This window comes from Meiothermus cerbereus (assembly GCF_051297115.1).
In the GTDB taxonomy this organism is placed as follows: domain Bacteria; phylum Deinococcota; class Deinococci; order Deinococcales; family Thermaceae; genus Meiothermus; species Meiothermus cerbereus_A.
In genome coordinates this window covers 1-21,027 of the sequence record NZ_JBEVAL010000025.1, presented here as the reverse complement: position 1 = coordinate 21,027, position 21,027 = coordinate 1, and the positions used below count along the sequence as shown (strand labels likewise).

Here is a 21,027-nt window from a genome sequence, read left to right as displayed (position 1 = left end):
CTGGTGCTTGCAATTTGTAGATTAGGTGTGCTACACTCCGTGCTGAAGGGAAAATAAAGGAGGTAACAGTATGGCAAGAGCCGCAGCAAAGAAAACCAAAACCAAAGCCGACCTGATTGACCAAGTAGCCGCCACCGCTGGCTTGAAGAAAAAAGATGCCAAAGCCGCTGTGGACGCTTTCCTGAGCAAGATCGAAGACGCCCTCAAGGCTGGTAATAAAGTGCAGTTGACCGGCTTTGGCACCTTCGAAGTGCGCAGCCGTAAAGCCCGCACCGGTGTGAAGCCTGGCACCACCCAGAAGATCAAGATCCCCGCCTCCAAGTACCCCGCCTTCAAGCCTGGCAAGGCCCTGAAGGAAACCGTCAAGAAATAAACCCGCAGTCCCTTCCAATAGAGGAGGCCAAAGCCTCCTCTATTGATTTGCAGGAGATGCCTAGCCGAGGCGCAGCAGGGGCCGCTACCAGGGGATGCCCAGCAACATCAGCGCTACGCTCAAGCCGTACCAGATCAGGGCCTGACGCTGTTTGAGCAGGGCCTCGGTGGCTTTTCGGACGCGGACGCTACCCACATGCGCCAGAACCACTGCAGCCAGCATCAGCACCCAGTGTTCGGCAAGGAAGAAGCGGGTCTGGCTGTTCTGCATGGCGGCACCAGGGTTGGCCAGTGCGCTCTGTACTAGGGGGCTTAGAACCATCAACAAAAGGCCCAGCAGCAGCTGTGCGTCCATCAAAGCGGTATACATCAGGCCGGCCTGGCGGTCGGCGGATCCATAACTGCGGCTGCGGAGCCCACTGAGGCTGCGGTAAAGCAGATAAATGGCAGCGAGCAGCACCAGCCAGCGGGCGATGTTGTGGATGGAAAGAAGGAAGTCGTACATGCCTTCATCCTAAGGCATAGCCCTCGATGGGCTTATTTTGCATTTGCCAGGCCCGCTGCATGGTACAGGGCCTGGGTTTCCTCGGCGGTCAGTTTGCGGCTGGCACCCAGGGGCAGGTCGGCGGGAAGCCGGAGCGGCCCAAAAGCCACCCGCTTCAGGTAGGTAACCTGGTTACCTCGGGCGGCAAACATCCGCTTGACCTGGTGAAACCGGCCCTCCCGAATGACCAGCTCTACCTTGTGAGGGTCGGGGCTCAGGTGCAGTTCTGCTGGCTGAAGTGCTTCACCATCGAGCTCGAGGGCGCCTGCCGCAAACACCGCCACATCGTCGGGGGTGGCTGGGCTGGCCAGTTCCACGTAGTAGCGCTTGGTCACCTTCCAGCGCGGATGGGTCAGCCGGTGCAGCAGTTCGCCGTCGGTGGTGAGCAGCAAGAGCCCCTCGGTATCCTTGTCCAGGCGGCCCACTGGCATCCAGTCGTCCCTTTGCAATTCCTCGGGCAGCAGCGCGGTAATGGGAAGGCCGTCGCGGTCTTTGGTAGAGGTGATGTAGCCTGCGGGCTTGTTGAGCATCAGGTAAAAATGGGTCTGGTACTCCAACCGCTCCCCGGCCACCTCGATGCGTGCGAGGGTGGGGTCGAACTTGAAGGCCGAGTCGGTGATGACCTCGCCATCGACGGTAATCAGGCCCGCTCGAGCCAGCCTGTGTATTTCTTTGCGGGTACCCACGCCCAGGTGCCCCAGTACTTTGTCTAAACGTTCTTTGCCCATGTTAAATAAAAAACCCCCGATTGCCGGGGCTGATAAATAAAGCATACACCCATATACGTTATGCGTCAAGGTTATGCAGGGCTGAGGGGGTAAGTTAACGCAAACCCCCGGACAGTTCCTAGAAAGGAAGCTGTCCAGATGCCCAAAAGTCAACAACATAACAACCTCATAAACCCTGCAAGACCCCAACCCCTAGAACCCTCTACAACCCGGAACTACCTCGAGGCCCTCGCTCGAGCCGCCTCCTACAAGGCTGCCGTAGATGAGGCACTGCTGACCAGCGACACCGCGACGCTGGAGGCCCGCCTAGCTATGTTTGCCCAGGCCCGCCGCGAGCTGATGGCGGCCAGGGGCGCATTGCTGATCGAGGCCGCCCGCTGGTTGCGTGCAATGTTCCGTCCCTGGAAGGGGGTGCGCTATGGGTAGCGCCGAGCTGGCCTATCAAATCTGGCTAGCCCAGCTAGCCGTGTATCGCTCCCGCTTGCAGGTGCTCGAGCTGTTTCTGATCACCGAGCGCCTCGAGCTGATCCTGGAGAAAAGCCGGGAGGTGCGCCATGCCTAATGCTGCCTCCCCCTTCGCTGAACAAGACCTACAGTTCAACGAGCTGCTCAATCAATACCCCGGCGTGAAGTTCTTGGCTCTAATACGTAAGCGACAGGAGCCTATCGTCTGGCTTTGTACCCCCACCACCCAGGGCCCCCAATACGCGGCTATCTGGGGCGCCGGCAAGTCACCCCTCGAGGCCCTGCGCGACCTGGCCAAGGTGCTGACGGCTCACCAATCCGCTATACAAAATGAAGCTCGTCCCTCACGCAAAAAACGAGGCTCTATAAGCCACGCTAAGGCCCCTCGAGATGGGGGCCTAGGGGTACACACTGGGGAAAGGGGTGGTGGGGCTTGACCTCAGCCCGTTCATCTATCGAATCCCCAGCCTTCACCTGCCTGAAGGCCGACCTGGCAGCCAACCCGCCCAAGGTTCGCAAGGACATAGGCTTTTACAGGGATAAAATCGCCCGCGAAGCCAGGGAGCGCCACAACCTCAATCAGCAGTCCTTTGAACTGTACAAGCATCTTTTGAATGCCGCGCTGCTCTGGTTGGGCCACAAGCGCCTATCAACCCTGCCCAAGCAGATTACCTTGCACGCTCCCCTCGAGCAGGTGGCCCTGGACTTTGCTGTCCACCGCCACACCATCAAAAACTGGCTACGGTCCCTGGTGCGGGTCGGCCTGGTGGTTTACCGGCCTCAGAAGGTGACCGCCTGGGGCCGCACCTGCCACAGCGGCACGGTCTGGTTCATCAGCCTAGACCCCACCCGCAAGGCCCGCCTTATTTGGAGCGACATGCGCGAGACCTACCGCAACCTGGAGCAAGACAAATCCAACGGAAAGCTGTCCTACACGGTGATTCGACATACAAAAGAAAGTGGGCAGTTAAGCATAGATGCAGGTCTACTTAACTGGGCGATCCCCTCAACAAATACTCAACCCGTGAATAATCTGTATGTCGAAAACCCGTCCAGCACGGTAGAAGCCCTTTTTGAAGTGGAGTTTGCCAGCCGAAAAGACATAGGTGAGGTGGTGGAGCGAGCCGCCCGGGCCATCCTGGCAGCCCTGGGCGACGACCCCCGACGGTTTGGCGGGTGGTGTTGGATTTTATGGCAGGCGCGCAGGTTGGCAGATGTGGGGCAGAGCATTTTTGCCCATTTGTACCAGCAAATCCGCAGGGGCATGGACGCCCGCGAGCGAGGTAGGCTCAACAACCCGGCAGCCTTTACCCGCCACCTGCTGGATGAAACCGGATTGCTGGACATGCTACGCAGTGCCCCGGTGCGACGGGTGGCCTACCTGGGAGGCCGTTCATGAGTTGGCCAGGTGGCAAAGGGGCTGACGGGGTATATCAGCGGTTGATCTCCCAGATACCGCCCCACCAGGTCTATATCGAGGGCTGCTTGGGGGGCGGGGCCATCCTCAAGCACAAAAAACCGGCTCGGGTATCCCTGGCCTTCGACCTGGATGGCGCGGCCCTAGACAGTTTCGACTCTGGAGGCCTCACAACCCAGGGAGTCTCCGTAAACCGATCCAAACACCGGTGGGGGGATCCAATGGCCTACTTGGAGCTGTGGAAGTATAGCCCGGAACCGGTGGTCGAACTGATCGAGGCCGATGTGTTGGTGGCCCTCCAGCATGGCCGTAAGAATCTAGATCATCACTGCTTCATCTACCTTGATCCGCCCTATCTGCGGAGTACCCGCAAATCCAGCGCTCCGCTCTACCGCTTTGAGTGGACGGAAGAGCAACACCAGACCATGCTGCAGCTGGTCAAGACATTGCCGGCTAGGGTCATGATCTCGGGCTACTGGTCGGAGTTGTACGCCCAAGCTCTAAGCGATTGGCGGATGGTCTCGTTCACGGCCCAGACCCGCCAGGGGCCGGCCACCGAGTACGTCTGGATGAACTACCCCGAGCCCAAAGAACTGCATGATTACCGCTACCTAGGCCGCGACTGGATAGATCGTCAACGCATCCGGCGCAAAGCCCAGCGCTGGGTGCAGAAGCTCAAAAGTCTACCCACCCAGGAGCGCTATGCGATTCTAGATGCTCTCAATAGCTACCTGGGCCAGACAGGGCTGGCTAGCGCAGCTGGGCTAGACATTCCTGACTATGGTCGCGACCCTAGCCAAGACCAACTAGGCAAACCGGTATAGATAGAACAGCAGAGGCCCTTATGATGACCCCCCAACAGCAGAGAGCCGCCTGGCACATGCTTTCGGACATTCGCATCGGCTTGCGGTTGTATACGGGTCTCAAGCCGCACACCAGCACCCGACACCGCATCCACAACGGGTATCGCCTGGCCCTGAACAAAGCCCGGCAACTGGTGGCGCTGCTGGAGAGCCTGGCAGAAAAGGAGGAAGCATGGCAAAACGAGGGCGAAAAGTAGGCTACCGCATCCGCAACAACCTACTTACCTACCACATTTTGGAGAGCCTATATCTGGAAGGCTATAGTTCGAACAAAGCCGCCCAGATTGTGCGCGAGCAGGGTTACGTGTGCAGCAGTCAAACCGCCTGGAAGCGCTGGAAGGAGTTTGAGCGCAAGTACTCCGAGGCGCTTCTTTGATATGGAAACCCCAAAGGGGTGCATCGTGATAGCCCTGGGCTGGCTGTTCATCCTGACCGTCGCCCTGGTTTCGCTGCCTCCCGACAAGCTCTTACGGGCGCTACTGCTTGCGTTGGCGGTTTTGGCTATAGGCCTCTGGGTGGCTCTGGTGGTTAGGAGGCGGTAAAGAGTGCGACGCTGAGGTACACTATGGGTAGAGATATGCCCAAGACTGCCCCCAAGCCCCGCCGCCGCAAAGTGCCGCGTGAGCTGACACAGAGCCCCGCCCAGCTCGGCCAGCTCTCTGATTGGGTTGATGAGCACAGTGCCCACCTGGAGCTGGGCCAACCCAACCCCGAACTTGATCGGCAGATCACCCGTCGTCTAACCAAACCAGGTTAAATGAGATGGTAGCTCAGGCACCAGGCATAACGCCATGAACGATCAGGTAAATCACCCCACCCGACGCAAAGCCGCCTACGACCGCTCCCTCGCGCACCGCCTGGGTATGCGCGTCTGCGCCAAGCGCCAGCCCCTCAGCCCAGCCGAGATCGAACACCGGCACATCCTCGAGGTCATCACCGGCTCATCCGAGGCCGCCGAGTATCTGGCCCACGAGTTCCCCACCCTCTACGCCCTGGCCCAGTTCGGTAGCCGGTATGGTTTTCGGCGCCTCGAGTTCTGTCCGGGCGTCAGCTATGCCGCCATCGGCAAGCTCGAGGTGTGGCTGGAGTCCCAGGGCCGTGTGGGGATGCAGCTCACGGTAGACTTGCTCGACCAGCTCAGCAGCAAGATTACCCCCGACACCACCCCCGAGCAGCTCAAGGCCATGCTGGATAACGTCAAAGCCTATCTGACCCAGGAAGCCAACCCCACCTAGCAAGTCGGTCAAAATGCTGTGGCCTACAGGATTTTGACTGAATGGCTTAAGCAAGGTGCATCTGCAGGTTGCACATGCAAGGCGGTTATATTTGGCAAACCGACGCTTGCTTTATTGGCATACTGGGGATGCTCGAGGAGGTGAACTGGTGGCAACGTCACAGCCCACATCGAAACCTACCACAGGTGGCTACTTACCCTATACCTTCCAACAAGACAAGCGCTCAATACAGGCCAAGATTGAGGACGGCTGGCTTTTCTTGGCATCAAAAGCGGCCAACGGCGATCTCAATCTTTACCGCCTAGACCTGGGCAAGGTTTGCTCTTTGGGCATGAAGGTTATCCCAGGAAAAACCCCTTGGGGTGCCTTTATCACCATGCTTGTTTTTTCCGGTCTTTATTACTACACCGATCCGCTTGCTAGCTACTTCACCTTTGATACCCAGTGGCTTGGATCGGTAGGGATAGCTTTGGCGGGCCTGATAATCCTGCTTTTTGGAAAGCCGCCAGGAAATACGGTTTTACGCATCACCACAGAGTCGGGTGAAGTGGTTGATCTTGATGGCGTGGACAGCGAGATGGAGGTGCTCGAGGGATATCTTTGGGAAGCCATCCAAAAAGAGCGAGGCTTTGTTTAGTGGACGTGGAGGTAAGATGAAAAACATCGTTTTGGCGTTGTTGATGATTGGTGTGATCCCGGCCCTGGCCCAGGGTTCATCGTGTCAGGACTTTGATTGGGCGAAGGATGTGCTTGGAATTGTCAAAGCACACCCATACCCTGGGCGCGTTGTGGTTCAGGCCTCAGGCAACACCTACCGCATTGGAGTCCCCTGGCAGCGGGTACCCGGCTACGGGGTGCAGCGCCTTGAAATCATCCCCACCAGGGGCCGCGACGTCGGTCAGCCCTTCGCCTATACGGATGGCCTGTGGTGCTCTGATCCACAGGTGAAGTACGCGGACTTCGACGGCAAGATGTTCTGGATCAGCGTCCCGCGCTGGATGCTCAACGGTGGGTGCTACGAGGCCCTGATTTATCGGTTTGGGCCAGGCCGTGAGTCCCTGGAGCGCCGTCAGTACAGTTTTTGTTTCAACCCATAAGCAAATCAGTCTAAACCCTCTGCCACACAGCATCTTGACCGAACTGCACACGCAACCTGCTTAAGCAACCCGCACACGCAATTCGCCTTAGATTTTCAGGCCCCCAGGCCCTAGCGTGGGGGCCATGTCTTTGAACCAGCGCGTGGTTCGGATTGGCCAAAACGAGCACATCGGTGAGGGCGAGCGGCTGTTCAAGCTAACCGCCAAAAATGACCTTACCCGCAAGCTGTTGCAACGGCTGGCCAACAGCTTCGGCTTGTGGGATCAAGCCGTTATTCCAGTGCTCGAGCAGGCCCTATCCCGCAACGGGTTCAAAGTCACCCTACAAAGAACCAACTTCGTAACCTCTGGGGGTAAGCGCGTTTTTAGAACCCGCAAGTGGTTCGAGAAAGACGCGCTCTATTTTTGGGCCACAGTGAGGAAAGCATAATGCCACCAGTCTTAGTAATGCAGTGGATCGCCGCCGCCCTGGTGGCAAAGTTTGCGGCTCCCTACTTTGGCATCAACCTGGATGTTTTCCGGCCCCCCTCGCCACCCCCTGGTCAGCCCCAGCAGCCCGTAACCAACAGCAGCACCCCCCCGAAAAGCGGCCCATCAACCGGTAGCACCCTGCGCGATTTCGTGAATCAGCCGGTGAGCGTGCTGGGGGTTGCTGCCATCACCTTTGCCTCGGTGTTCCTGGTGGCCCAAATACGGGCAGCGGGCCGCGATGCCGCCAACTCGCTCAAGGAGACCACCTCGGCCCTCTCCAACCCCGAAGGAGCGGTGAAGGTCAAATGAGACGCAACGCGCAAGGCCGGGTAGACCTATCTTTGGGCGGGTTAATACAAGCTCAAACAATACCCTCCACTTCCCAACCGGCAGCAACCAGTCCTGTGCAGGCCAACCGGGAAGTTGCAGTGAATCGTGCGGTGGTTGAGCACGTTGACCAGGCCACCGCACGGTTCGAGGGGCTAGACCCCTTTACGCGCTCGTTGATCGAGCAAAACCCCCTAGTACCCCAGATTCAGCCCAGGGTCGAGAAAGCGAAAGCCCATGCTGTAAAGCCGGGCGTAAAGCCCAAGCCAGCGGCCAGCGGCTCCCTCGACGGCCTTTTCATGATGTTGGGCGCAGCTTTGGCCACCGGCGCGGGTGGCCTGGCCCTGGCCAAAGCCAAACCCGAGCAGCCACAGCCAACCCTGTCTAGGGTACCGGCAGACCAGCCAGCTCTGGCTAGCCCAGCTCCAGCTTTCCACATTCCTACCCGGTGATTTATGGAAGAGACCCTGCTCAACGAAACCCAGCCTGGAGCTGAAACCGCCCCTGCTGAACCCCACCCCGAGTTCGACCCGGATTTCCTGGCCGACATCGAGGAGGCCCGAAACATGTCGCTGGAGGATGCTATCGCGGGTGATAGCAAACCCAGCGCACCGCCTACCAAACCGGTGCCCAAAGCCAACCCCGAGATCACCCCCAAGTTGGCCCGCATCATGGCCTTTTTGATGGGGCTTGATCTCTCGCCAGCAGTGCGCGAGCAGTTCGTGCGCGACATCGAACACAACGAGCTGATCGTATTCGTCCTGGACGAAATGCTCGACTTCCCCGGTGCTTTTGCCCAGATGGGCGGCCAGGGCCTCCAGAACCTCCCCCCAGCAGTGCGCTTGTTCGGTGGTCTCGCAGTGCTGGCCGGAGTGAGCTTCATGACCAAAGGTGCGTATGCGGCAGCCGATAGACAACTCCCTCCCAGCGACCTTGCAGGGGCCACCGTCCCCGGTGTCGAGTTCAAGCCGGAAGACCTCGAGCAGCCTACCGCCCCTGCTGTTTCTGGTGATGGCGGGATTGGCGATCTTAGCAGCCTCCTATCCGGCCTTAAGCAAGAAGCCCGCTCAGTCTCCTAGGAGAAACCAGCGAATGTACTACCCCATCAACCCCCGCCGCCCCCGCCCGGATGTGCGCTACCTCGACCCCAACTATTTCCTGGGGATCAAGGGCGCTGGGGGCCGCTGGCTGGTGCCGCCAGGGCACTGGCACACCGGCGTGGACTTCAACCATCCAGACGGAATGGACTCCGACCTGGGGCAACCCGTCCATGCCATCGAGGCCGGTACGGTGGTATTTGCGGGACTACTGCCAGGGCGCTCCTGGGGCAACGGGGTGGTGATTCAGCACGGTAACTACTACGCCCGCTACATGCACCTGCGCGACGTGCGGGTAAGCGTTGGCCAGCGGGTGGAGGCCGGCCAGCGCATCGGCACGGTGGGCAAGGGCTACAACAACGCCTATACCGCCCACCTGCACTTCGATGTGATGGTCAAACGCCCTCCCCGGCGTAAGGATGGCACCACCGATTGGGGTTACTGGCCCGGAACTGACCTGGCCGCCGTCAAGGAATACTTCACAGACCCCGTGGCTTTTTTTGCCGCCAACAAAATGCAAGAACCCCCGGCCTGGAGGCGCACATGACCGCCAGCGAAATCCGCGCCAACGGCCCCACCACCGCCATGCTCACCGCCCAGGCCGAGCGGGTGGCCAGGGCGCGGCACATCTTCGACCAGCTTGGCGGCACCATAGAACCCTTCGGGCCGGGCCAGGTCTGGGTGAAGTTCCAAGGCTACGACCGCGTGGGCAGCGAGCACATGCTGCCCTGGCATGTCATGCAACTGGTGGAGCGCTACATCTGGAAGGGGGCCGCATGAGCCGGCAGGCCTTCAACATGTTTATCACCGGGGCCTCTGGGTCGGGGAAGACCACCTATCTGCACGAGGTGATCCAGGCCGGTAAAGGGCGCTGTGTGTTCGATGTTTGCGTGAATGCCTCGAGGCAGCTCTCCGAGTTCTATACCCACCGGTACTACCTGGGAGCCGAACAACTGGCCAAGCGCTACGACCCGGCCAAGCTGGCCCGCCTGATCAAAGCCCAGCGCTCTGTGCACTTCGAGGTGGCCCCCGGCGATGGGGTCTACGAGTTCATGGACGCACTGGGGCAAGCCTGCATGTCGCTGGGCCAGTTTGAGACCCGCTACTGCATCGTGCGTATTACCGTGGACGAAGCCCAAAACTACCTGGCCAAGAACCACATGCCGCCTGGTATGAAGCGGGTAGAGGCCGAGGGCCGCAAGTACGGGGTGGACATCATCAAGGTCACGCCGGTTTTCGGCTCGACCAGCGACGATACGGTGGACTCCGCCGCCTATAAGCAGGCCACACGGGTGGCTATATTCCCGATGGGCGAGCAGCGCCAGCGAGAACGGGTTATGCAGACCTGGCCGGAGATTCCCGACCCCGGTACCTTCAAATACCCCAACCCGCAAACCAAAACACCAGGTGAGTATGCGGTCTACGACCGGCTTACCGGGCGCGGGGTGGTGGCCCGGTTGGCCCCCGATGGCAGCCGCTACCTGGAGAGGATTGGAGCTTGGAGGCAAGCATGAGTGATCTGAAGCAAACCGGCAACGAAGTTATCCGCACCATCAAAAACCCTCGCATCCAGGTGGCTGCGCTGGGCGCAACGGTGGGCATTGTGGGCACTGCCCTGGGCCAGAAAGCCCTGTTTTCCCAGTTCCGGGATATCTATGGCTGGGAAACCGAAAACGGGGTGTTTCGCCAGGTAGACCCCCTGACCGGGCGGCCCACCCGCGATGTGGTGCCCGAGATATCGCGGATGTTCAACCTTCGCCGCCAGGCCACCCGGTTCGGGCTGGCTTTACTCGCTGTGGGCAGCTTGGCCCTGGTGAAAGGCGATAGCCCTGCCGCCGAGGGTGTGCGGATGGGCCTCATTGCCTCGGCGGGTACCCTGTTGGCCCACGGCATCCAAGACAACGTGCAAGCGCTGAACCCTTAGCGTAAAGGAGTGAAAAAATGGCAAAGAAAACCGTAATCAGCAGTGAATCCGGCAGCCTGGTGGAACTCACCCAGAACGTGGTGGCCGCCAACGTCCCCACCCCCATCTTCAAGTTCACCGTACCCCGTGGGGCCGAGTTCGTCATCCCCAACCAGTTCAACGGCAAGAACGGCAAGACCACCGGCTTTGACCTGAAGCTCGACCTCAACAAGTCCAACGGCCAGCGCATCAGCGGCAGCTCCAAGATCGAGATCGCGGTGCTGGGGCCGGGCTGGGAGACTGCCAAGCGCTACCGCACCCTGCCCTTTTCGATCTGGCGGGAAGTCTCCCTCAACCAGCAGAAATCGGCGGAGTACGTGGATCAGATCGCAGGGCAGGTTGATCTGAACGTGGGGCCGGGCCTGGTGCTGATGCAGGACTACCAATTCATCATCTCGGTGCAAGGCCCCGACCAGGTGGACTGGACTAAGAGCTATGTGGAGTTCGGTACGCTGGAGGGCAAGCCCGGTGAGTTCTCGGGGGTGCGCTAATGCTGCCCTACGAGATCGTAGGTAATCCCCGCACCCGTGCCCTGACCGCCGAGAGCTTCCAGCCCGGCCAGCAAACCCTGGGCATCATGTCCACGGTGGCCAAGCTGGAAGTGCCCCGCAATATCGCCATGGTATTGCGCCGGGGGGCACCCCTCCAGGCCTACATCAAGGCGGTGTACGAGACCCAGGGTGCGCTGACCCTGGTGGGGGGCAACGTGCAGATTGACCTGGGCGCCCAGGGCATCCGCCTGGTGCAGAGCCAGCGCAACAACCCGGCCTTTCCCACCTCGGCCCACCAGGACATTGCAGGCTTTTTGTCCGACGACAACGGGGCCACCTGGCAAGAGACCAATGTGCTCTCGGTCAACTGGCAGACCGGCGTGGTGGTATTGCAGGGCAACATCGTACCGGCTGCCAACAAGGCCCGGGTGCTCTACCTGCCCGGCGACGGCGAGCTGCAAATTGCCGCCGAGGTGCCCAGCGGCTCCGATGGCAGCAGTGCGGTCTTTTTCAACACCAGCCTGCGCTCGCTGCACTCCGCCGACCAGACCAACCGGCTCACCGCCCCCACCCTGGGCACCGCCAAGGACGTCTTCCTGGCCCCGGAGTTCATCCTGACCATCCGGGTGCGCTCCAACAGCCGCATTTACTGGGCAGCCGACGCCGAAAACATCTTCAACCTGCCGGTGATTGATACCCCCATAAGGGTGCTGGACGGCCCCATGCTCTCGCGCATGGCCGAGCAGCAGCTCAAGGGCTAGAAGGGTTCCCATGGACTTAGCAGCCGGAATCATCAACTTTGTGGATGGCATCGTCAACCGCGATGTGCGGAAAGAACAGGCCGAAGCTGCGGAGGCCCAGGCCAAGCTCGAGATCGAGCGCCACCGCCAGGCCACCGAGCAGGCCCGGCTCGAGGCTGAAAAAACCAAACAGATGATGCTGTATGGGGTAGCCATCATCACCGTGGGCTTTGTGGCCTACAAGATGCTGGGACGGTAAACCATGACGACCGGGCAGAAAGTGTTTTTGGGAGGGCTGGCCGTGCTTGCGGTGGCGGGGGGAACTTATGCCCTGCTGCGGCGTCAGCGCAGGCCCCAGCCGGCCCCGGTGGTAACGGTGCAGACTGGAGTGACCGACGCCCGGATACGGTACCAGCAAGTCCAGCTTGACCTGCACCACCTCGAGCAGGGCGACGGCTTCCGCTACCACGGGACGGTGGTGGTATGAACACCGGCCAGACCGTCGCCCTCACCCTGGGTTCGGTGGCCGTGCTGGCCGCCCTGGCCGGTGGAGGGTACTACCTTGTGCGGCGCTCCCAGGAGGCCGCAAAGGCTGAGCCCAGGCCGGTGCGGGTGACACCGGCCCCGGTGGCGCTGCCAGCCCCGGATGGCCCAGGGAGCCCCGTCAACCCCAACGCCACCCTTGCCGATGTGCTGGCGGAAATCCAGCGGCAACAAGCCGAAGAGGCCGAGCGCCTGCGCCAGGCCGAAATCCGTGGCTTTATAGACCGGATTGCGGCGGTGGAGAACCTGCAAATGCTTCAGTTGGCCGAGATTGATAAGGTCAACGCCAACCGTGCCCCCCTGGAGGACTTCCGCCAGCAGTACATCAACCAGCAGCGCAACTCGGGGCGCTTCGGCACCCTGATCAACAAGTGCGAAGAGCAGGTGTGGAACCGCTGTGGCCGGTTCTGGTGGGACGCTCCTTGCAGAAACGACGTGATGCCCGGATGCAAGATGGAGCAACCCATTCGGAACGGCTACTACAAGGGCACCTCGGGCAACCCCGAGGACGACCGCAACCCCTGGCATATCCTCACCGATGAGGCCATCCCCTGGGCCGAACAACAGCTCAGAGAATGGCAGGCCACCCAGCGCAGGCCCTACGAGGCCCGCCTGGTCGAGCTGGAGGTGCAATACCGGGGGATGGTGAGAGAACTGAAAACCCGCTACGGGGTGGACTACACCCCCCAGGCGGCTAACGCCTATGCCGGCCACGAGCGGGCCAGCCAACTGCTGGCCAGCGGCAACTACAGCGCAGTGCAACCCTACGCCGTGGCCTAGAAAGGAGATCACATGAACGAAAAAACCTTGCTTTGGATTCTTGGAGGGGTGCTGCTGGGCGCCGCTGGCTACCTGGGCTACACCTACTTCCAGTCCACCCAGCCCCAGCCCGACACTACCCAACCCGTTCAACCAGCAGTGATGCCCGGCTATCAGGAATGGCGGGCCGGTGAGAGGGATATCCCGGTTGGCGTGGAGGCCCCCCTAACCGACATCGAGAAAGGCATCCTGGATCAAAGTGAGATGTGGACTGTGCCCACGGAGAGCTAACCATGCTGCCCTTTGACGTACAACAATTGCTGCTGACCCTGTTGTCCACCACCCTGGATACCCTGTTTGTTTTTGCGAACGGAGCCATCCCGGCCTTAGTGGTGGCCTGGCTGACCGATACCCTGCTGCGGAAGGTGCCCTTTTTGCGGCCTTTCCGCGAGAACATCAAGCAGTTCATCCTTGACCGCATCGAGGAGCTGCGCCTCAAGCGCGCCGAACGAGCTGTGCTGGCAGCCGGACAAAAATACAGAGCTGACCTTCAGGAAGTCATGCGAGACCACAACAGCAACCAGCTACCGCCCGCTGCAATTGAGGCCCTAAAGGCTGAGCGCCTGGCCGAAGCCCTGCACGCAACCAGCAAGATCGCAGGCCCGAGCGATGCCCGGCTGTTGGTAGAAGCGGCGGTAGCCAACCTCAAACGGCAGGGGGTGAACCCATGAACGACTTCAAGGCCGGTTTTTTGCTGGCCGCCGGCGCTACGGCCTTTGCTGCGCTGGTATTTTTGGCCGGCAAGCTCCTGACCAAAACCAAAACCGAGGCAAGCGGGTGCGGTTGTGGAGGGAAGTGAGGATAAACGGATGCTGGGCTACCTGGACTTGCTGGTGAAGGCCCTCGAGCGGGTCGGCGCTCTAGCCCTGGTGGCCTATATCCTCATAGTCTGGATGCCCGAGCAGAACCGCAAGATTGATCAGGTATCCATGGCCCAAGCGCAGCAAGCGGTAGTGCTCGAGCGGGTTGTCCAAATCCTGGAGCGTATAGACCGCAGCAACCTGGGGAGGCCCTGATGTTTCCAAATCTTACCGAGCTGACCCAACGGCTCGATAACGTCTTCAAGTTTGTGTGCGGCCAACTGGTGGAGCTGGTCAAGGGCCAGGCCCAAACCAACGCGGATGTGGCCCATATACGCGGTGTCCTGATCGCCGAATACGGCGAGTTCGTGGACGACCCCAACGCCGGCATCACCCGGCGCAAGATGATCCAGCCCCCCATGGTCTGGGAGAAGACCGTCACGCAGCAAACGGTTGTCGAGACTAAACACCCCCAGGGCAAGCGGCTGATCTACGGCGGCTTCTATGCCAACCTGGGCGATAATCCGTTCAAGGTGCGCCTGATCTGCCCTGGGGGAGAAAGCCCAGAACACACCGTACCGCCTGGGGTGTCCATCCCGATTACCTCGGTGGTGCAGCAGGTGGTAATCCTCCCGCTGGACGGCCAGCCCGCCACCTATCAAATCTATGGACGATGAACTCGAGCCTCAAAACCAAGACCCTAGCCGTCTTTGCTGGAGCTGTCGGACTGTACAGCCTGGGCAAATCGCTGTGGTACCTGCAACAAGGCAAGGGGTGCCGCAAATGCGAGATAACCCAGGCTGTGCTGGGACTGGGTGTGGTGGGGTTGTCGGGCTGGGTTTTGGTGCGGAGATAGGATGCTGAACACCAAGGCCCAGTCCTACAAACGCGGCAAATACCGTGTGCCAGAGGTAGCTAAAGCCGCTGGCCCCCAGCAGATGGGGGTTACGGGGGATGGCAGCTACAGCAGCCTGTTTGGCCGCAACTGGGCCGCCATATTGAACAAAAAAACCAAGCAAGCCGAGCTGTACGGGGAAAGCCCGACCGGATGGGAACAGGTGGCTATACCGCCGATTGCCCACCCCATCAAAGAGTGCCGGCACCTGGCCCTGGCCTTCGACCAGAGCGCCCGACATGTGTTTGCCTACGAGGTAGGCGAGCACATCTTCATTCGCCAGTGGGATGCCCTACTCGGAGAGTTTGTTTACCGAGGCCCCTTTGTCGGAGTAGACCCGGTGCTGATCAACGATGCCGAGGTAAACTACTTTGTCCCAGACAGCGACGTACTGCTGCTATACCTGACCCCTGACCGCAAAAGCCTAAAGATGCGGGTGCAGCGGCAGCTTTACGCAATAGAGCACCACATTGAAAGCTACAGCACACCCAAAACCCTGGACATCCTGGCCCCCCTGGGCTACCAGTGGCAGGCTGAGGGGGACGGGCTCAATGTCCGCTCGGAGATGTACCCAGTTTATTTGCCTGCCGATGACCTAATAGCCACATCCAGCATGGTGCTGGGAGCAGGCAACTACCGCCCGGTGGTGATGGTGCTGGACATGGGCACTGAAAACCTCTCTGACGGCTCAATGGTGCTGGGAGCAGGAAACTATCGCCCGGTGGTGATGGTGCTGGACATGGGCACTGAAAACCTCTCTGACGGCTCAATGGTGCTGGGAGCAGGAAACTATCGCCCGGTGGTGATGGTGCTGGACATGGGCACTGAAAACCTCTCTGACGGCTCAATGGTGGTGGGAGCAGGTAACTACCGCGTTGTGGTGGTTACCTATGACGTAAGTGCAACCCCGGAAGTTTTGAGCAACGGCACGTTTCTGACCACAGGTCTAGGAGGCTCATACAATGCTGCATAAAAAAATCCTTGTACCCGCACGATCACTGATTATTCGAGAGCTGACACCGCCTCCACCCATGATCCATGTGCGGCAGGAGCCGCACGAGATGTTCTGGCAGATTTTGGATCGGCATGGCCGGGTGGTGCGGGAAGCCGATAGCCCGATCCATAACCTCGTGCTCAACCAGGCCCGTGACACCCTGGTGGCGCAATACGGATTTACACCGCAGTCCAGGTATGCGGTGGTGGGGCAGGCATCTGGAGCACCACAGCCCACCGACACCGGCATGGCCGTGGAGCAGGCACGAACCGACTTTGTGCCCTCTGGCGAAAGCGACACAGTGACCCGCGTATCACCTGGGGTATACAACGTGCGCCGGGTCAAGCAGTTCACGGCTGCACAGGTGGGCAACAAGAACTTGACTCACTGGGGGTTTAGCGGCAGCGCCACACCAGGTAACAATCTGATGTGCCTCGAGCAATTCAAGGACGGTTCAGGCAACCCCATTACCCTTACGCCGGATGCGGATCAGCAGCTACGGCTGATTTACATTAGCCGCATAACAGTAGGGCCGGTGGTCGCTACCGCAGGAAGCATAAATATCGTCAACATCGGCAACCGCACCGGCCAGTTTGTGGCGCTGGGCGACGGGGATATTTATGGATCTTTTTCCCAATCCGATATTGGGATGCTGGATCGGATCGCATCTGGCGGAACACTCGGAGGAGCAAGCGGCGCAAATGGATGGGGATTCTGGTTGCGCCCAAATGCCTTTACGGTAGCCTACGGTACCAAAACCGCCGAGCAAAATACCGGATTTATAAAAACTCCAACCATTGCTGCCTATACCCCTGGATCAAAACAACGCCTGATTAACGAACTGATTTTTACCGCCAACGAAGCCAACTTTACCATCCGAGCGATGGGGTTTGCTTGGCAGAACACCGTCTCAAACTTGCGCGCATATGCGTTTGGGTTTGTATTCGATTCCGAGCAGGAGTTTACCAAAACCAACCTCAACGAGCTGCGGCTGACGGGATGGGGGGTTAGCTGGACATGATACCGACTGCCACCACCCGCACCCGTTTGGCCCCCGTAGCCAGGCCGCTGGTGCCAGTGCTCGAGGTGGGCATTGATCCCGCTAGTACTAGCCAGTGGTGGACACTGCATGGTGGGGCCAGCGCAAGCGGGGCCAGAGTGACCTATACCGACCTGTATGCGTTTTTGTGGTACAGCGGTAAATCGGGATTCGAGACACGCCCAGGCCCCGGCGCCAAGATTGGCCGGTATATGCGCGGCCTCGAGGACAATGACGAAAGGAAGGTACGATGAGCGATCTGCTGATTGCGGGCCTTGCTGCTGCCACCGCTGCTGCGGTGGTGTCCGAGCCAGGCCAGCGGGTGGTCAGGGCCAGCGTAGGGGCCGTAAAGGAAACGTTGCGGCCCACACTGCTGTTGCTCCCCAGTGGCCTCGAGCCCTACCGCAAACAACTGATTGCCGCAGCCCAGGGCAACGGCATCAAGCCCAGCCTGCTGGCCGCCCTATCGCTGCAAGAAAACCGCCGCTCCGACCCCAGCATCACCCTGGATAACCGGCCTGAGGGGTGGATCACAAACAATCGCAGCTTCGATGAAGCCCGCAAGCGCGGCTGGACAGATGCCCAGCTTGCGCGGGTGTATGGCCTGACCCAGATCAAGGGGGCAACCGCCATTACGGTGGGCTACAAGGGCACCCCCGAGGGCCTGCTGAACCCACGCACCAACCTCGAGCTGGGCGCCCGCTACCTGGCGCGGCAGATTCGCCAGGAGAAAAGCGTTCGCATGGGCCTGGTGCGCTACAACGGCGGCAACCTGGCCGTGGCGGCAGTGCGGCGCGGAGAGAACCATTTTTCGGCCAAATACGCCGATATGGTGCTGGCCCGGCAACGGTTGCTCGAGGCCGGCCTGGCCCGCGAGGCCCTAGCCAACGACCCCAGGAGGTATGTGTGAAGCGAAAACCAACCAGCTTGAGCGCGACAATTTTGGCCGACAAGAAGAACAGTCGGCTGGCATTCATTAAGTGGAATGCAGCCTCAAAAGCGCTGTTCCGAGCCTATCAGGAAAAGAGGATCACTAAAGCGCAATACGAGGCACTAGATAGGGGTTTGGATAAGCGATACGAAATATCTCGTAACAAGACCTATCTGCCAATGATTCGCAAGCTCAAACAGGAAAGGAAAGCTAAATGAACCAGACCCAGGCGACCATCATTGGCTTTGGGGTGGTGGCGCTGATGGTGGCCATCGGCTTCTGGGGCCTGAAGCGCTCGGTGGATCGCGGGGTGGACAAGATGGATCGCACCCTGGCCAACCTGCCCAACACCCTGGTGGATCGTGTGCTGCCCAGAATCCCGAGGTGAGCCATGAAGGCGTATGTGCAGCGCGTGTTACAGCGCGGCCCGGCTACGGTGGAAACCATAGCCTCGGAGTTGCAGATCACCACCCCCGAAGCCCTGCAAGCCCTAACCCTGCTCGAGCTAGAGGGCCAGGTCGAAGAGGTGGGCGGACGTTATCGGTTGGTCAACCTAGACAAACCTGGCCAGGCCAGCTCCAAAGGCCGAGGCAAACCGGCCAGGGCCAAATCCAGCGGGGAGCCCGTCAAAAGCCGCGAGATATGCCGGGTGGTCTGGTTCGACGAGGCCGGGCGCTTTGCCAAAGCCCCCAAGCCCCTTGAGCCCGTAGAGCCCATCAAGCCCAAGGTCTGGCGCAAGACCAGCGAGAGCGTGAAGCTGGAGGATGGTGGCCGGGCCAGCATCCAGCGGGTCAACTGGGAGCCCGTCAAGGTGACGTACTTCCCACCAAAGGACATCCTCGAGGATGTCAAAGCGGCCAGGGCGCGGGGTGACCAGGCCTACCTGGACTCGTACAACCAGTGGAAGGCCCAGGTCGAGCGGGAAATCCTGGAGGATGTACGCCGCTGGGACGAAGAGGTTACCCGCGACGATCCCACCTACTGGGAGCGCAAGGCCCTGGCCAGCCAGCAGGCCCAGAAAGCCGCGAAAACCAAGGCCCAGAAGCGGGCCGAGGCCTTGGCCCAGAACCTCCCAGCCCGCGCCAAAAACGAGCTGGCAGCGCTGGAAGTAAAAATCCAGGAGGTGTCCAGCCTGGCCGATAAGACCAAATCCGAGCGAAAACGAGAGACCTTGCGCCGACGTAGACAACGCTTGCTCAAAGCCAAAAGCCAGCTCGAAAAGATCGCCCAGGGCCGGGCCTACAAATGGCCCAGCGCCTCACTGTTGCGTTGACTTGTTGCAAAAACGGTACTTTCTGAGTTCTGCAAAGGCAAAACTGCCAGAGCTTAAATGGGCGTTTCATATAGGCGTTGCAAAATAAGGCTATGAAATACGGCTATGCACGGGTTTCTACCCCTGACCAGAACTTGGACAGTCAGATCATCCAACTGCGCCGTGCTGGCGCCCAGCAAGTCTTCAGCGAGAGCGTATCCAGCCGCCGCTGGGATCGGCCCCAGTGGCTTGCGGTGCTGGAGACCCTGAAGCAGGGCGATACCCTGATCGTCTGGCGGCTGGATCGAGCGGTCGCCAGCGTAGAGCAGCTCGAGCGCCTGGTAAAGCACCTCGAGGAGCGCGGGGCCATGCTGCACAGCCTGACCGAGCAACTGGACACCAGCACCGCGATGGGTCGGGCCATGGTGCAGATGATCGGTGTGCTCAACCAGCTTCGCCTGGATGTCATGCGCGAAAACACCCAGAACGGTCTGGCAGGGGCCAGGGCCAGGGGGGTCATCCTGGGGCGCAGGCCCATCCTCACCCCGGCCCTCGAGGCCGAGGCCCTGGAGCTGATCGCCCAGGGCCGGTCTCAGACCGATGTGGCCCGCATAATGCGGGTCAGCAAAAGCACCATATCCAGGATTGTGGCTCGTTCGGGCTAATGTGCTAGTTCAAAATTCAGAGTGACCGCATAACCCAGCAACTCCTCGAGCACCTGCTTTGGGGTCTTCCAACCCAATGCTTGATGTTCGCGGGCCTCGTTGTACCTTTTGAGGTAGTTGGGCATCTGGCCCCGATAGACGCCCAGCCCTTGTTCAGCAGGCAGAGGACGGTAAAACTCATCCTGGATGGTGCGGTGAAAGCGTTCTACTCTGCCATTCCGCCAGGGCTTCCCAACGCTGATCTCGTGGACTTTTTCGGCAGCTTCAATGGCGCGTGAAAACAGGTGATTGGTGTTGGGTATGTGCTGTGCGATAAAGGTAAACTCTGCCCCTCCATCGGTGTGAATGGTGGTGATGGTAAAGGGGAAAAACCGATAGCACAAAAAGAGAAAGTGCAGAGAGTTCGACACCGACAGCTCGGGGTAGACCCGGCAAAATGCCAGACGACTAACCGCACAAACCGCAGAGTACTGGTATGGCCCTCCCTGCTGGATATGGATGGTATCCATTTGCAGGTAGCCCAGTGGAAAGGTACGGGGCGGCGGCTTTTTCTTTTTTGCTTTACGTTTCCTTGGGGCTTTCAAGTTTTGCCGCTTCAGCGAGCGGTAGATAACTGGCAGAGAGGCCTTGATACCGCGCTTTTTTAGCTCGAGTTGTAGCCGGGGACCTTTGAAACCTTTCTCAAAAAGTTCTTTAACCGCCTGGTCAATATCGTAGCGAGCGTTGGGTTTGCGTGGGCCGGCCTTTTTGTTCAGAAGGGCCGAGAACTTCTTTCCAGAGTTCAACCAGCGCCTATACCAAATGTTGATCTGGGTTTTGGAATATCCGTATTTTTTGCCAACCGCCCAGCACGATGCACCAGCCTCTACCTCCAGCACCATTTTTAGGCGCTGTTTGGCTAAAATCCGGTGTGCTACCCTATCTTTAGGCACGACGGCTTGCCCCGGAGTGTCGGCCCCTCGCCCTGGATTCCTGGACAGCTTCCTCGGGTCGGGGGGTTTTGTCTTGTATTGATTCGGGATTCTTTCCTGGACAGCGTTTGGGTACTCATACGCATAAATGATGTCCATATCTGCTTGCCTAAAACTTGAGAATAGAGTAAAAATAACGACAGGTAACTGTAATCCGGTAGTTTGTGTTATGTTTCAATGCAGGGCTGAGGGTGTGTCCTGGATTTAGGCAACTAGGCTGCAGCGGGGAAAGCGGCGTGTCGGACGGTGTGGAAAGGTATGACGGGGCTGTGGGAGAAGAACCGCGAGCGGACAAGGGCCTTGGCGCT

General features: G+C 59.7%; 41 protein-coding genes. 38 read left to right on the top strand and 3 right to left on the bottom strand.

The features are described 5' to 3' along the window. The first annotated feature begins 70 nt into the window (after positions 1–70). A complete protein-coding gene (locus ABWU19_RS07275) occupies positions 71–373 on the top strand; it encodes an HU family DNA-binding protein (RefSeq protein WP_027876372.1) in 303 nt (100 codons plus the stop codon). Between the two features lie 84 nt (positions 374–457). On the opposite strand, the gene ABWU19_RS07270 is transcribed toward ABWU19_RS07275, so the two are convergent. Continuing rightward, positions 458–877, bottom strand: a complete 420-nt coding sequence (locus tag ABWU19_RS07270; protein WP_435901044.1) for a hypothetical protein — start codon at positions 875–877, stop codon at positions 458–460. Positions 878–909: 32 nt separating this feature from the next. After that, positions 910–1,644 (bottom strand): pseudouridine synthase, encoded by a 735-nt coding sequence (locus ABWU19_RS07265; protein ID WP_435901043.1) that lies wholly within the window; start codon positions 1,642–1,644, stop codon positions 910–912. Positions 1,645–1,782: 138 nt separating this feature from the next. On the opposite strand from ABWU19_RS07265, the gene ABWU19_RS07260 reads away from it, so the two are divergent. The 37 genes from ABWU19_RS07260 to ABWU19_RS07080 all read left to right on the top strand — a co-directional run bounded on the left by ABWU19_RS07260 (position 1,783) and on the right by ABWU19_RS07080 (position 19,748). After that, on the top strand, positions 1,783–2,070 hold the full coding sequence (locus tag ABWU19_RS07260) for a hypothetical protein (RefSeq protein ID WP_435901042.1): 288 nt from the start codon (positions 1,783–1,785) through the stop codon (positions 2,068–2,070). Then, on the top strand, positions 2,063–2,206 hold the full coding sequence (locus ABWU19_RS07255) for a hypothetical protein (protein ID WP_435901041.1): 144 nt from the start codon (positions 2,063–2,065) through the stop codon (positions 2,204–2,206). The genes ABWU19_RS07260 and ABWU19_RS07255 overlap by 8 nt, the downstream gene beginning before the upstream one ends. A 336-nt stretch (positions 2,207–2,542) precedes the next feature. Next, positions 2,543–3,508: a hypothetical protein gene (locus ABWU19_RS07250; RefSeq protein ID WP_435901040.1), complete on the top strand. Its 966-nt coding sequence runs from the start codon at positions 2,543–2,545 to the stop codon at positions 3,506–3,508. A 239-nt stretch (positions 3,509–3,747) separates the two neighbouring features. Beyond that, positions 3,748–4,350 carry a hypothetical protein gene (locus ABWU19_RS07245; RefSeq protein ID WP_435901039.1) on the top strand — a complete coding sequence of 201 codons (603 nt, stop codon included), beginning with the start codon at positions 3,748–3,750 and terminating at the stop codon, positions 4,348–4,350. 20 nt (positions 4,351–4,370) lie between these two features. Next, positions 4,371–4,586 carry a hypothetical protein gene (locus ABWU19_RS07240; protein ID WP_435901038.1) on the top strand — a complete coding sequence of 72 codons (216 nt, stop codon included), beginning with the start codon at positions 4,371–4,373 and terminating at the stop codon, positions 4,584–4,586. Next, a complete protein-coding gene (locus tag ABWU19_RS07235) occupies positions 4,562–4,765 on the top strand; it encodes a hypothetical protein (protein WP_435901037.1) in 204 nt (67 codons plus the stop codon). Before ABWU19_RS07240 ends, ABWU19_RS07235 begins: the two co-directional genes overlap by 25 nt. A 1-nt stretch (position 4,766) precedes the next feature. Then, a complete protein-coding gene (locus tag ABWU19_RS07230) occupies positions 4,767–4,931 on the top strand; it encodes a hypothetical protein (protein ID WP_435901036.1) in 165 nt (54 codons plus the stop codon). Between the two features lie 35 nt (positions 4,932–4,966). Beyond that, complete coding sequence (locus tag ABWU19_RS07225; RefSeq protein WP_435901035.1) at positions 4,967–5,146, top strand: hypothetical protein; 180 nt, start codon at positions 4,967–4,969, stop codon at positions 5,144–5,146. Between the two features lie 34 nt (positions 5,147–5,180). Beyond that, entirely contained in the window at positions 5,181–5,624 is a 444-nt protein-coding gene (locus tag ABWU19_RS07220) for a hypothetical protein (RefSeq protein ID WP_435901034.1), read from the top strand. Between the two features lie 148 nt (positions 5,625–5,772). Further along, complete coding sequence (locus ABWU19_RS07215; RefSeq protein WP_297854020.1) at positions 5,773–6,261, top strand: hypothetical protein; 489 nt, start codon at positions 5,773–5,775, stop codon at positions 6,259–6,261. Between the two features lie 16 nt (positions 6,262–6,277). Further along, positions 6,278–6,721 carry a hypothetical protein gene (locus ABWU19_RS07210; protein ID WP_297854021.1) on the top strand — a complete coding sequence of 148 codons (444 nt, stop codon included), beginning with the start codon at positions 6,278–6,280 and terminating at the stop codon, positions 6,719–6,721. Between the two features lie 124 nt (positions 6,722–6,845). Continuing rightward, the gene (locus ABWU19_RS07205) at positions 6,846–7,151 is read left to right on the top strand and encodes a hypothetical protein (protein ID WP_297854022.1); all 306 of its coding nucleotides are present in this window, start codon (positions 6,846–6,848) and stop codon (positions 7,149–7,151) included. Further along, positions 7,151–7,501: a hypothetical protein gene (locus ABWU19_RS07200; RefSeq protein WP_297854023.1), complete on the top strand. Its 351-nt coding sequence runs from the start codon at positions 7,151–7,153 to the stop codon at positions 7,499–7,501. The genes ABWU19_RS07205 and ABWU19_RS07200 overlap by 1 nt, the downstream gene beginning before the upstream one ends. 119 nt (positions 7,502–7,620) lie before the next feature. Next, positions 7,621–7,971 carry a hypothetical protein gene (locus ABWU19_RS07195; RefSeq protein WP_435901033.1) on the top strand — a complete coding sequence of 117 codons (351 nt, stop codon included), beginning with the start codon at positions 7,621–7,623 and terminating at the stop codon, positions 7,969–7,971. Between the two features lie 3 nt (positions 7,972–7,974). Further along, positions 7,975–8,598: a hypothetical protein gene (locus ABWU19_RS07190; RefSeq protein WP_297854025.1), complete on the top strand. Its 624-nt coding sequence runs from the start codon at positions 7,975–7,977 to the stop codon at positions 8,596–8,598. A gap of 13 nt (positions 8,599–8,611) precedes the next feature. Further along, positions 8,612–9,163: a M23 family metallopeptidase gene (locus ABWU19_RS07185; RefSeq protein ID WP_297854026.1), complete on the top strand. Its 552-nt coding sequence runs from the start codon at positions 8,612–8,614 to the stop codon at positions 9,161–9,163. Continuing rightward, the gene (locus tag ABWU19_RS07180) at positions 9,160–9,396 is read left to right on the top strand and encodes a hypothetical protein (RefSeq protein ID WP_297854027.1); all 237 of its coding nucleotides are present in this window, start codon (positions 9,160–9,162) and stop codon (positions 9,394–9,396) included. Before ABWU19_RS07185 ends, ABWU19_RS07180 begins: the two co-directional genes overlap by 4 nt. After that, a complete protein-coding gene (locus ABWU19_RS07175) occupies positions 9,393–10,130 on the top strand; it encodes a hypothetical protein (protein ID WP_297854028.1) in 738 nt (245 codons plus the stop codon). Before ABWU19_RS07180 ends, ABWU19_RS07175 begins: the two co-directional genes overlap by 4 nt. Then, positions 10,127–10,540 (top strand): hypothetical protein, encoded by a 414-nt coding sequence (locus ABWU19_RS07170; RefSeq protein WP_297854029.1) that lies wholly within the window; start codon positions 10,127–10,129, stop codon positions 10,538–10,540. The genes ABWU19_RS07175 and ABWU19_RS07170 overlap by 4 nt, the downstream gene beginning before the upstream one ends. Positions 10,541–10,557: 17 nt before the next feature. Continuing rightward, the gene (locus tag ABWU19_RS07165; protein WP_435901032.1) at positions 10,558–11,070 is read left to right on the top strand and encodes a hypothetical protein; all 513 of its coding nucleotides are present in this window, start codon (positions 10,558–10,560) and stop codon (positions 11,068–11,070) included. Further along, the gene (locus ABWU19_RS07160; RefSeq protein WP_435901031.1) at positions 11,070–11,831 is read left to right on the top strand and encodes a hypothetical protein; all 762 of its coding nucleotides are present in this window, start codon (positions 11,070–11,072) and stop codon (positions 11,829–11,831) included. Before ABWU19_RS07165 ends, ABWU19_RS07160 begins: the two co-directional genes overlap by 1 nt. Positions 11,832–11,841: 10 nt before the next feature. Then, the gene (locus ABWU19_RS07155) at positions 11,842–12,069 is read left to right on the top strand and encodes a hypothetical protein (RefSeq protein ID WP_435901030.1); all 228 of its coding nucleotides are present in this window, start codon (positions 11,842–11,844) and stop codon (positions 12,067–12,069) included. Between the two features lie 3 nt (positions 12,070–12,072). Further along, on the top strand, positions 12,073–12,297 hold the full coding sequence (locus ABWU19_RS07150; protein ID WP_435901029.1) for a hypothetical protein: 225 nt from the start codon (positions 12,073–12,075) through the stop codon (positions 12,295–12,297). Then, a complete protein-coding gene (locus ABWU19_RS07145) occupies positions 12,294–13,133 on the top strand; it encodes a hypothetical protein (protein WP_435901028.1) in 840 nt (279 codons plus the stop codon). Before ABWU19_RS07150 ends, ABWU19_RS07145 begins: the two co-directional genes overlap by 4 nt. A 12-nt stretch (positions 13,134–13,145) precedes the next feature. After that, positions 13,146–13,403, top strand: a complete 258-nt coding sequence (locus ABWU19_RS07140) for a hypothetical protein (protein WP_435901027.1) — start codon at positions 13,146–13,148, stop codon at positions 13,401–13,403. Positions 13,404–13,405: 2 nt separating this feature from the next. Then, positions 13,406–13,843, top strand: a complete 438-nt coding sequence (locus ABWU19_RS07135) for a hypothetical protein (RefSeq protein WP_435901026.1) — start codon at positions 13,406–13,408, stop codon at positions 13,841–13,843. Beyond that, a complete protein-coding gene (locus tag ABWU19_RS07130; protein WP_435901025.1) occupies positions 13,840–13,971 on the top strand; it encodes a hypothetical protein in 132 nt (43 codons plus the stop codon). Before ABWU19_RS07135 ends, ABWU19_RS07130 begins: the two co-directional genes overlap by 4 nt. Next, positions 13,958–14,188, top strand: a complete 231-nt coding sequence (locus ABWU19_RS07125; RefSeq protein ID WP_435901024.1) for a hypothetical protein — start codon at positions 13,958–13,960, stop codon at positions 14,186–14,188. Before ABWU19_RS07130 ends, ABWU19_RS07125 begins: the two co-directional genes overlap by 14 nt. After that, entirely contained in the window at positions 14,188–14,649 is a 462-nt protein-coding gene (locus ABWU19_RS07120) for a hypothetical protein (RefSeq protein ID WP_435901023.1), read from the top strand. The genes ABWU19_RS07125 and ABWU19_RS07120 overlap by 1 nt, the downstream gene beginning before the upstream one ends. A gap of 180 nt (positions 14,650–14,829) precedes the next feature. Beyond that, a complete protein-coding gene (locus ABWU19_RS07115) occupies positions 14,830–15,840 on the top strand; it encodes a hypothetical protein (protein ID WP_435901022.1) in 1,011 nt (336 codons plus the stop codon). Further along, complete coding sequence (locus ABWU19_RS07110; RefSeq protein WP_435901021.1) at positions 15,830–16,882, top strand: hypothetical protein; 1,053 nt, start codon at positions 15,830–15,832, stop codon at positions 16,880–16,882. Before ABWU19_RS07115 ends, ABWU19_RS07110 begins: the two co-directional genes overlap by 11 nt. Then, the gene (locus tag ABWU19_RS07105) at positions 16,879–17,154 is read left to right on the top strand and encodes a hypothetical protein (protein WP_435901020.1); all 276 of its coding nucleotides are present in this window, start codon (positions 16,879–16,881) and stop codon (positions 17,152–17,154) included. The genes ABWU19_RS07110 and ABWU19_RS07105 overlap by 4 nt, the downstream gene beginning before the upstream one ends. Then, the gene (locus ABWU19_RS07100; RefSeq protein ID WP_435901019.1) at positions 17,151–17,810 is read left to right on the top strand and encodes a transglycosylase SLT domain-containing protein; all 660 of its coding nucleotides are present in this window, start codon (positions 17,151–17,153) and stop codon (positions 17,808–17,810) included. The genes ABWU19_RS07105 and ABWU19_RS07100 overlap by 4 nt, the downstream gene beginning before the upstream one ends. Next, positions 17,807–18,049 (top strand): hypothetical protein, encoded by a 243-nt coding sequence (locus ABWU19_RS07095; protein ID WP_435901018.1) that lies wholly within the window; start codon positions 17,807–17,809, stop codon positions 18,047–18,049. Before ABWU19_RS07100 ends, ABWU19_RS07095 begins: the two co-directional genes overlap by 4 nt. Continuing rightward, entirely contained in the window at positions 18,046–18,219 is a 174-nt protein-coding gene (locus tag ABWU19_RS07090; RefSeq protein ID WP_435901017.1) for a hypothetical protein, read from the top strand. Before ABWU19_RS07095 ends, ABWU19_RS07090 begins: the two co-directional genes overlap by 4 nt. 15 nt (positions 18,220–18,234) lie before the next feature. Continuing rightward, a complete protein-coding gene (locus tag ABWU19_RS07085; protein ID WP_435901016.1) occupies positions 18,235–19,104 on the top strand; it encodes a hypothetical protein in 870 nt (289 codons plus the stop codon). 92 nt (positions 19,105–19,196) lie between these two features. Beyond that, a complete protein-coding gene (locus ABWU19_RS07080) occupies positions 19,197–19,748 on the top strand; it encodes a recombinase family protein (protein ID WP_435901015.1) in 552 nt (183 codons plus the stop codon). Here the strand turns inward: ABWU19_RS07080 and ABWU19_RS07075 are convergent. Next, the gene (locus ABWU19_RS07075) at positions 19,745–20,818 is read right to left on the bottom strand and encodes an integrase core domain-containing protein (RefSeq protein WP_435901014.1); all 1,074 of its coding nucleotides are present in this window, start codon (positions 20,816–20,818) and stop codon (positions 19,745–19,747) included. The two genes, ABWU19_RS07080 and ABWU19_RS07075, sit on opposite strands and share 4 nt — an antisense overlap. Positions 20,819–21,027: the final 209 nt, after the last annotated feature.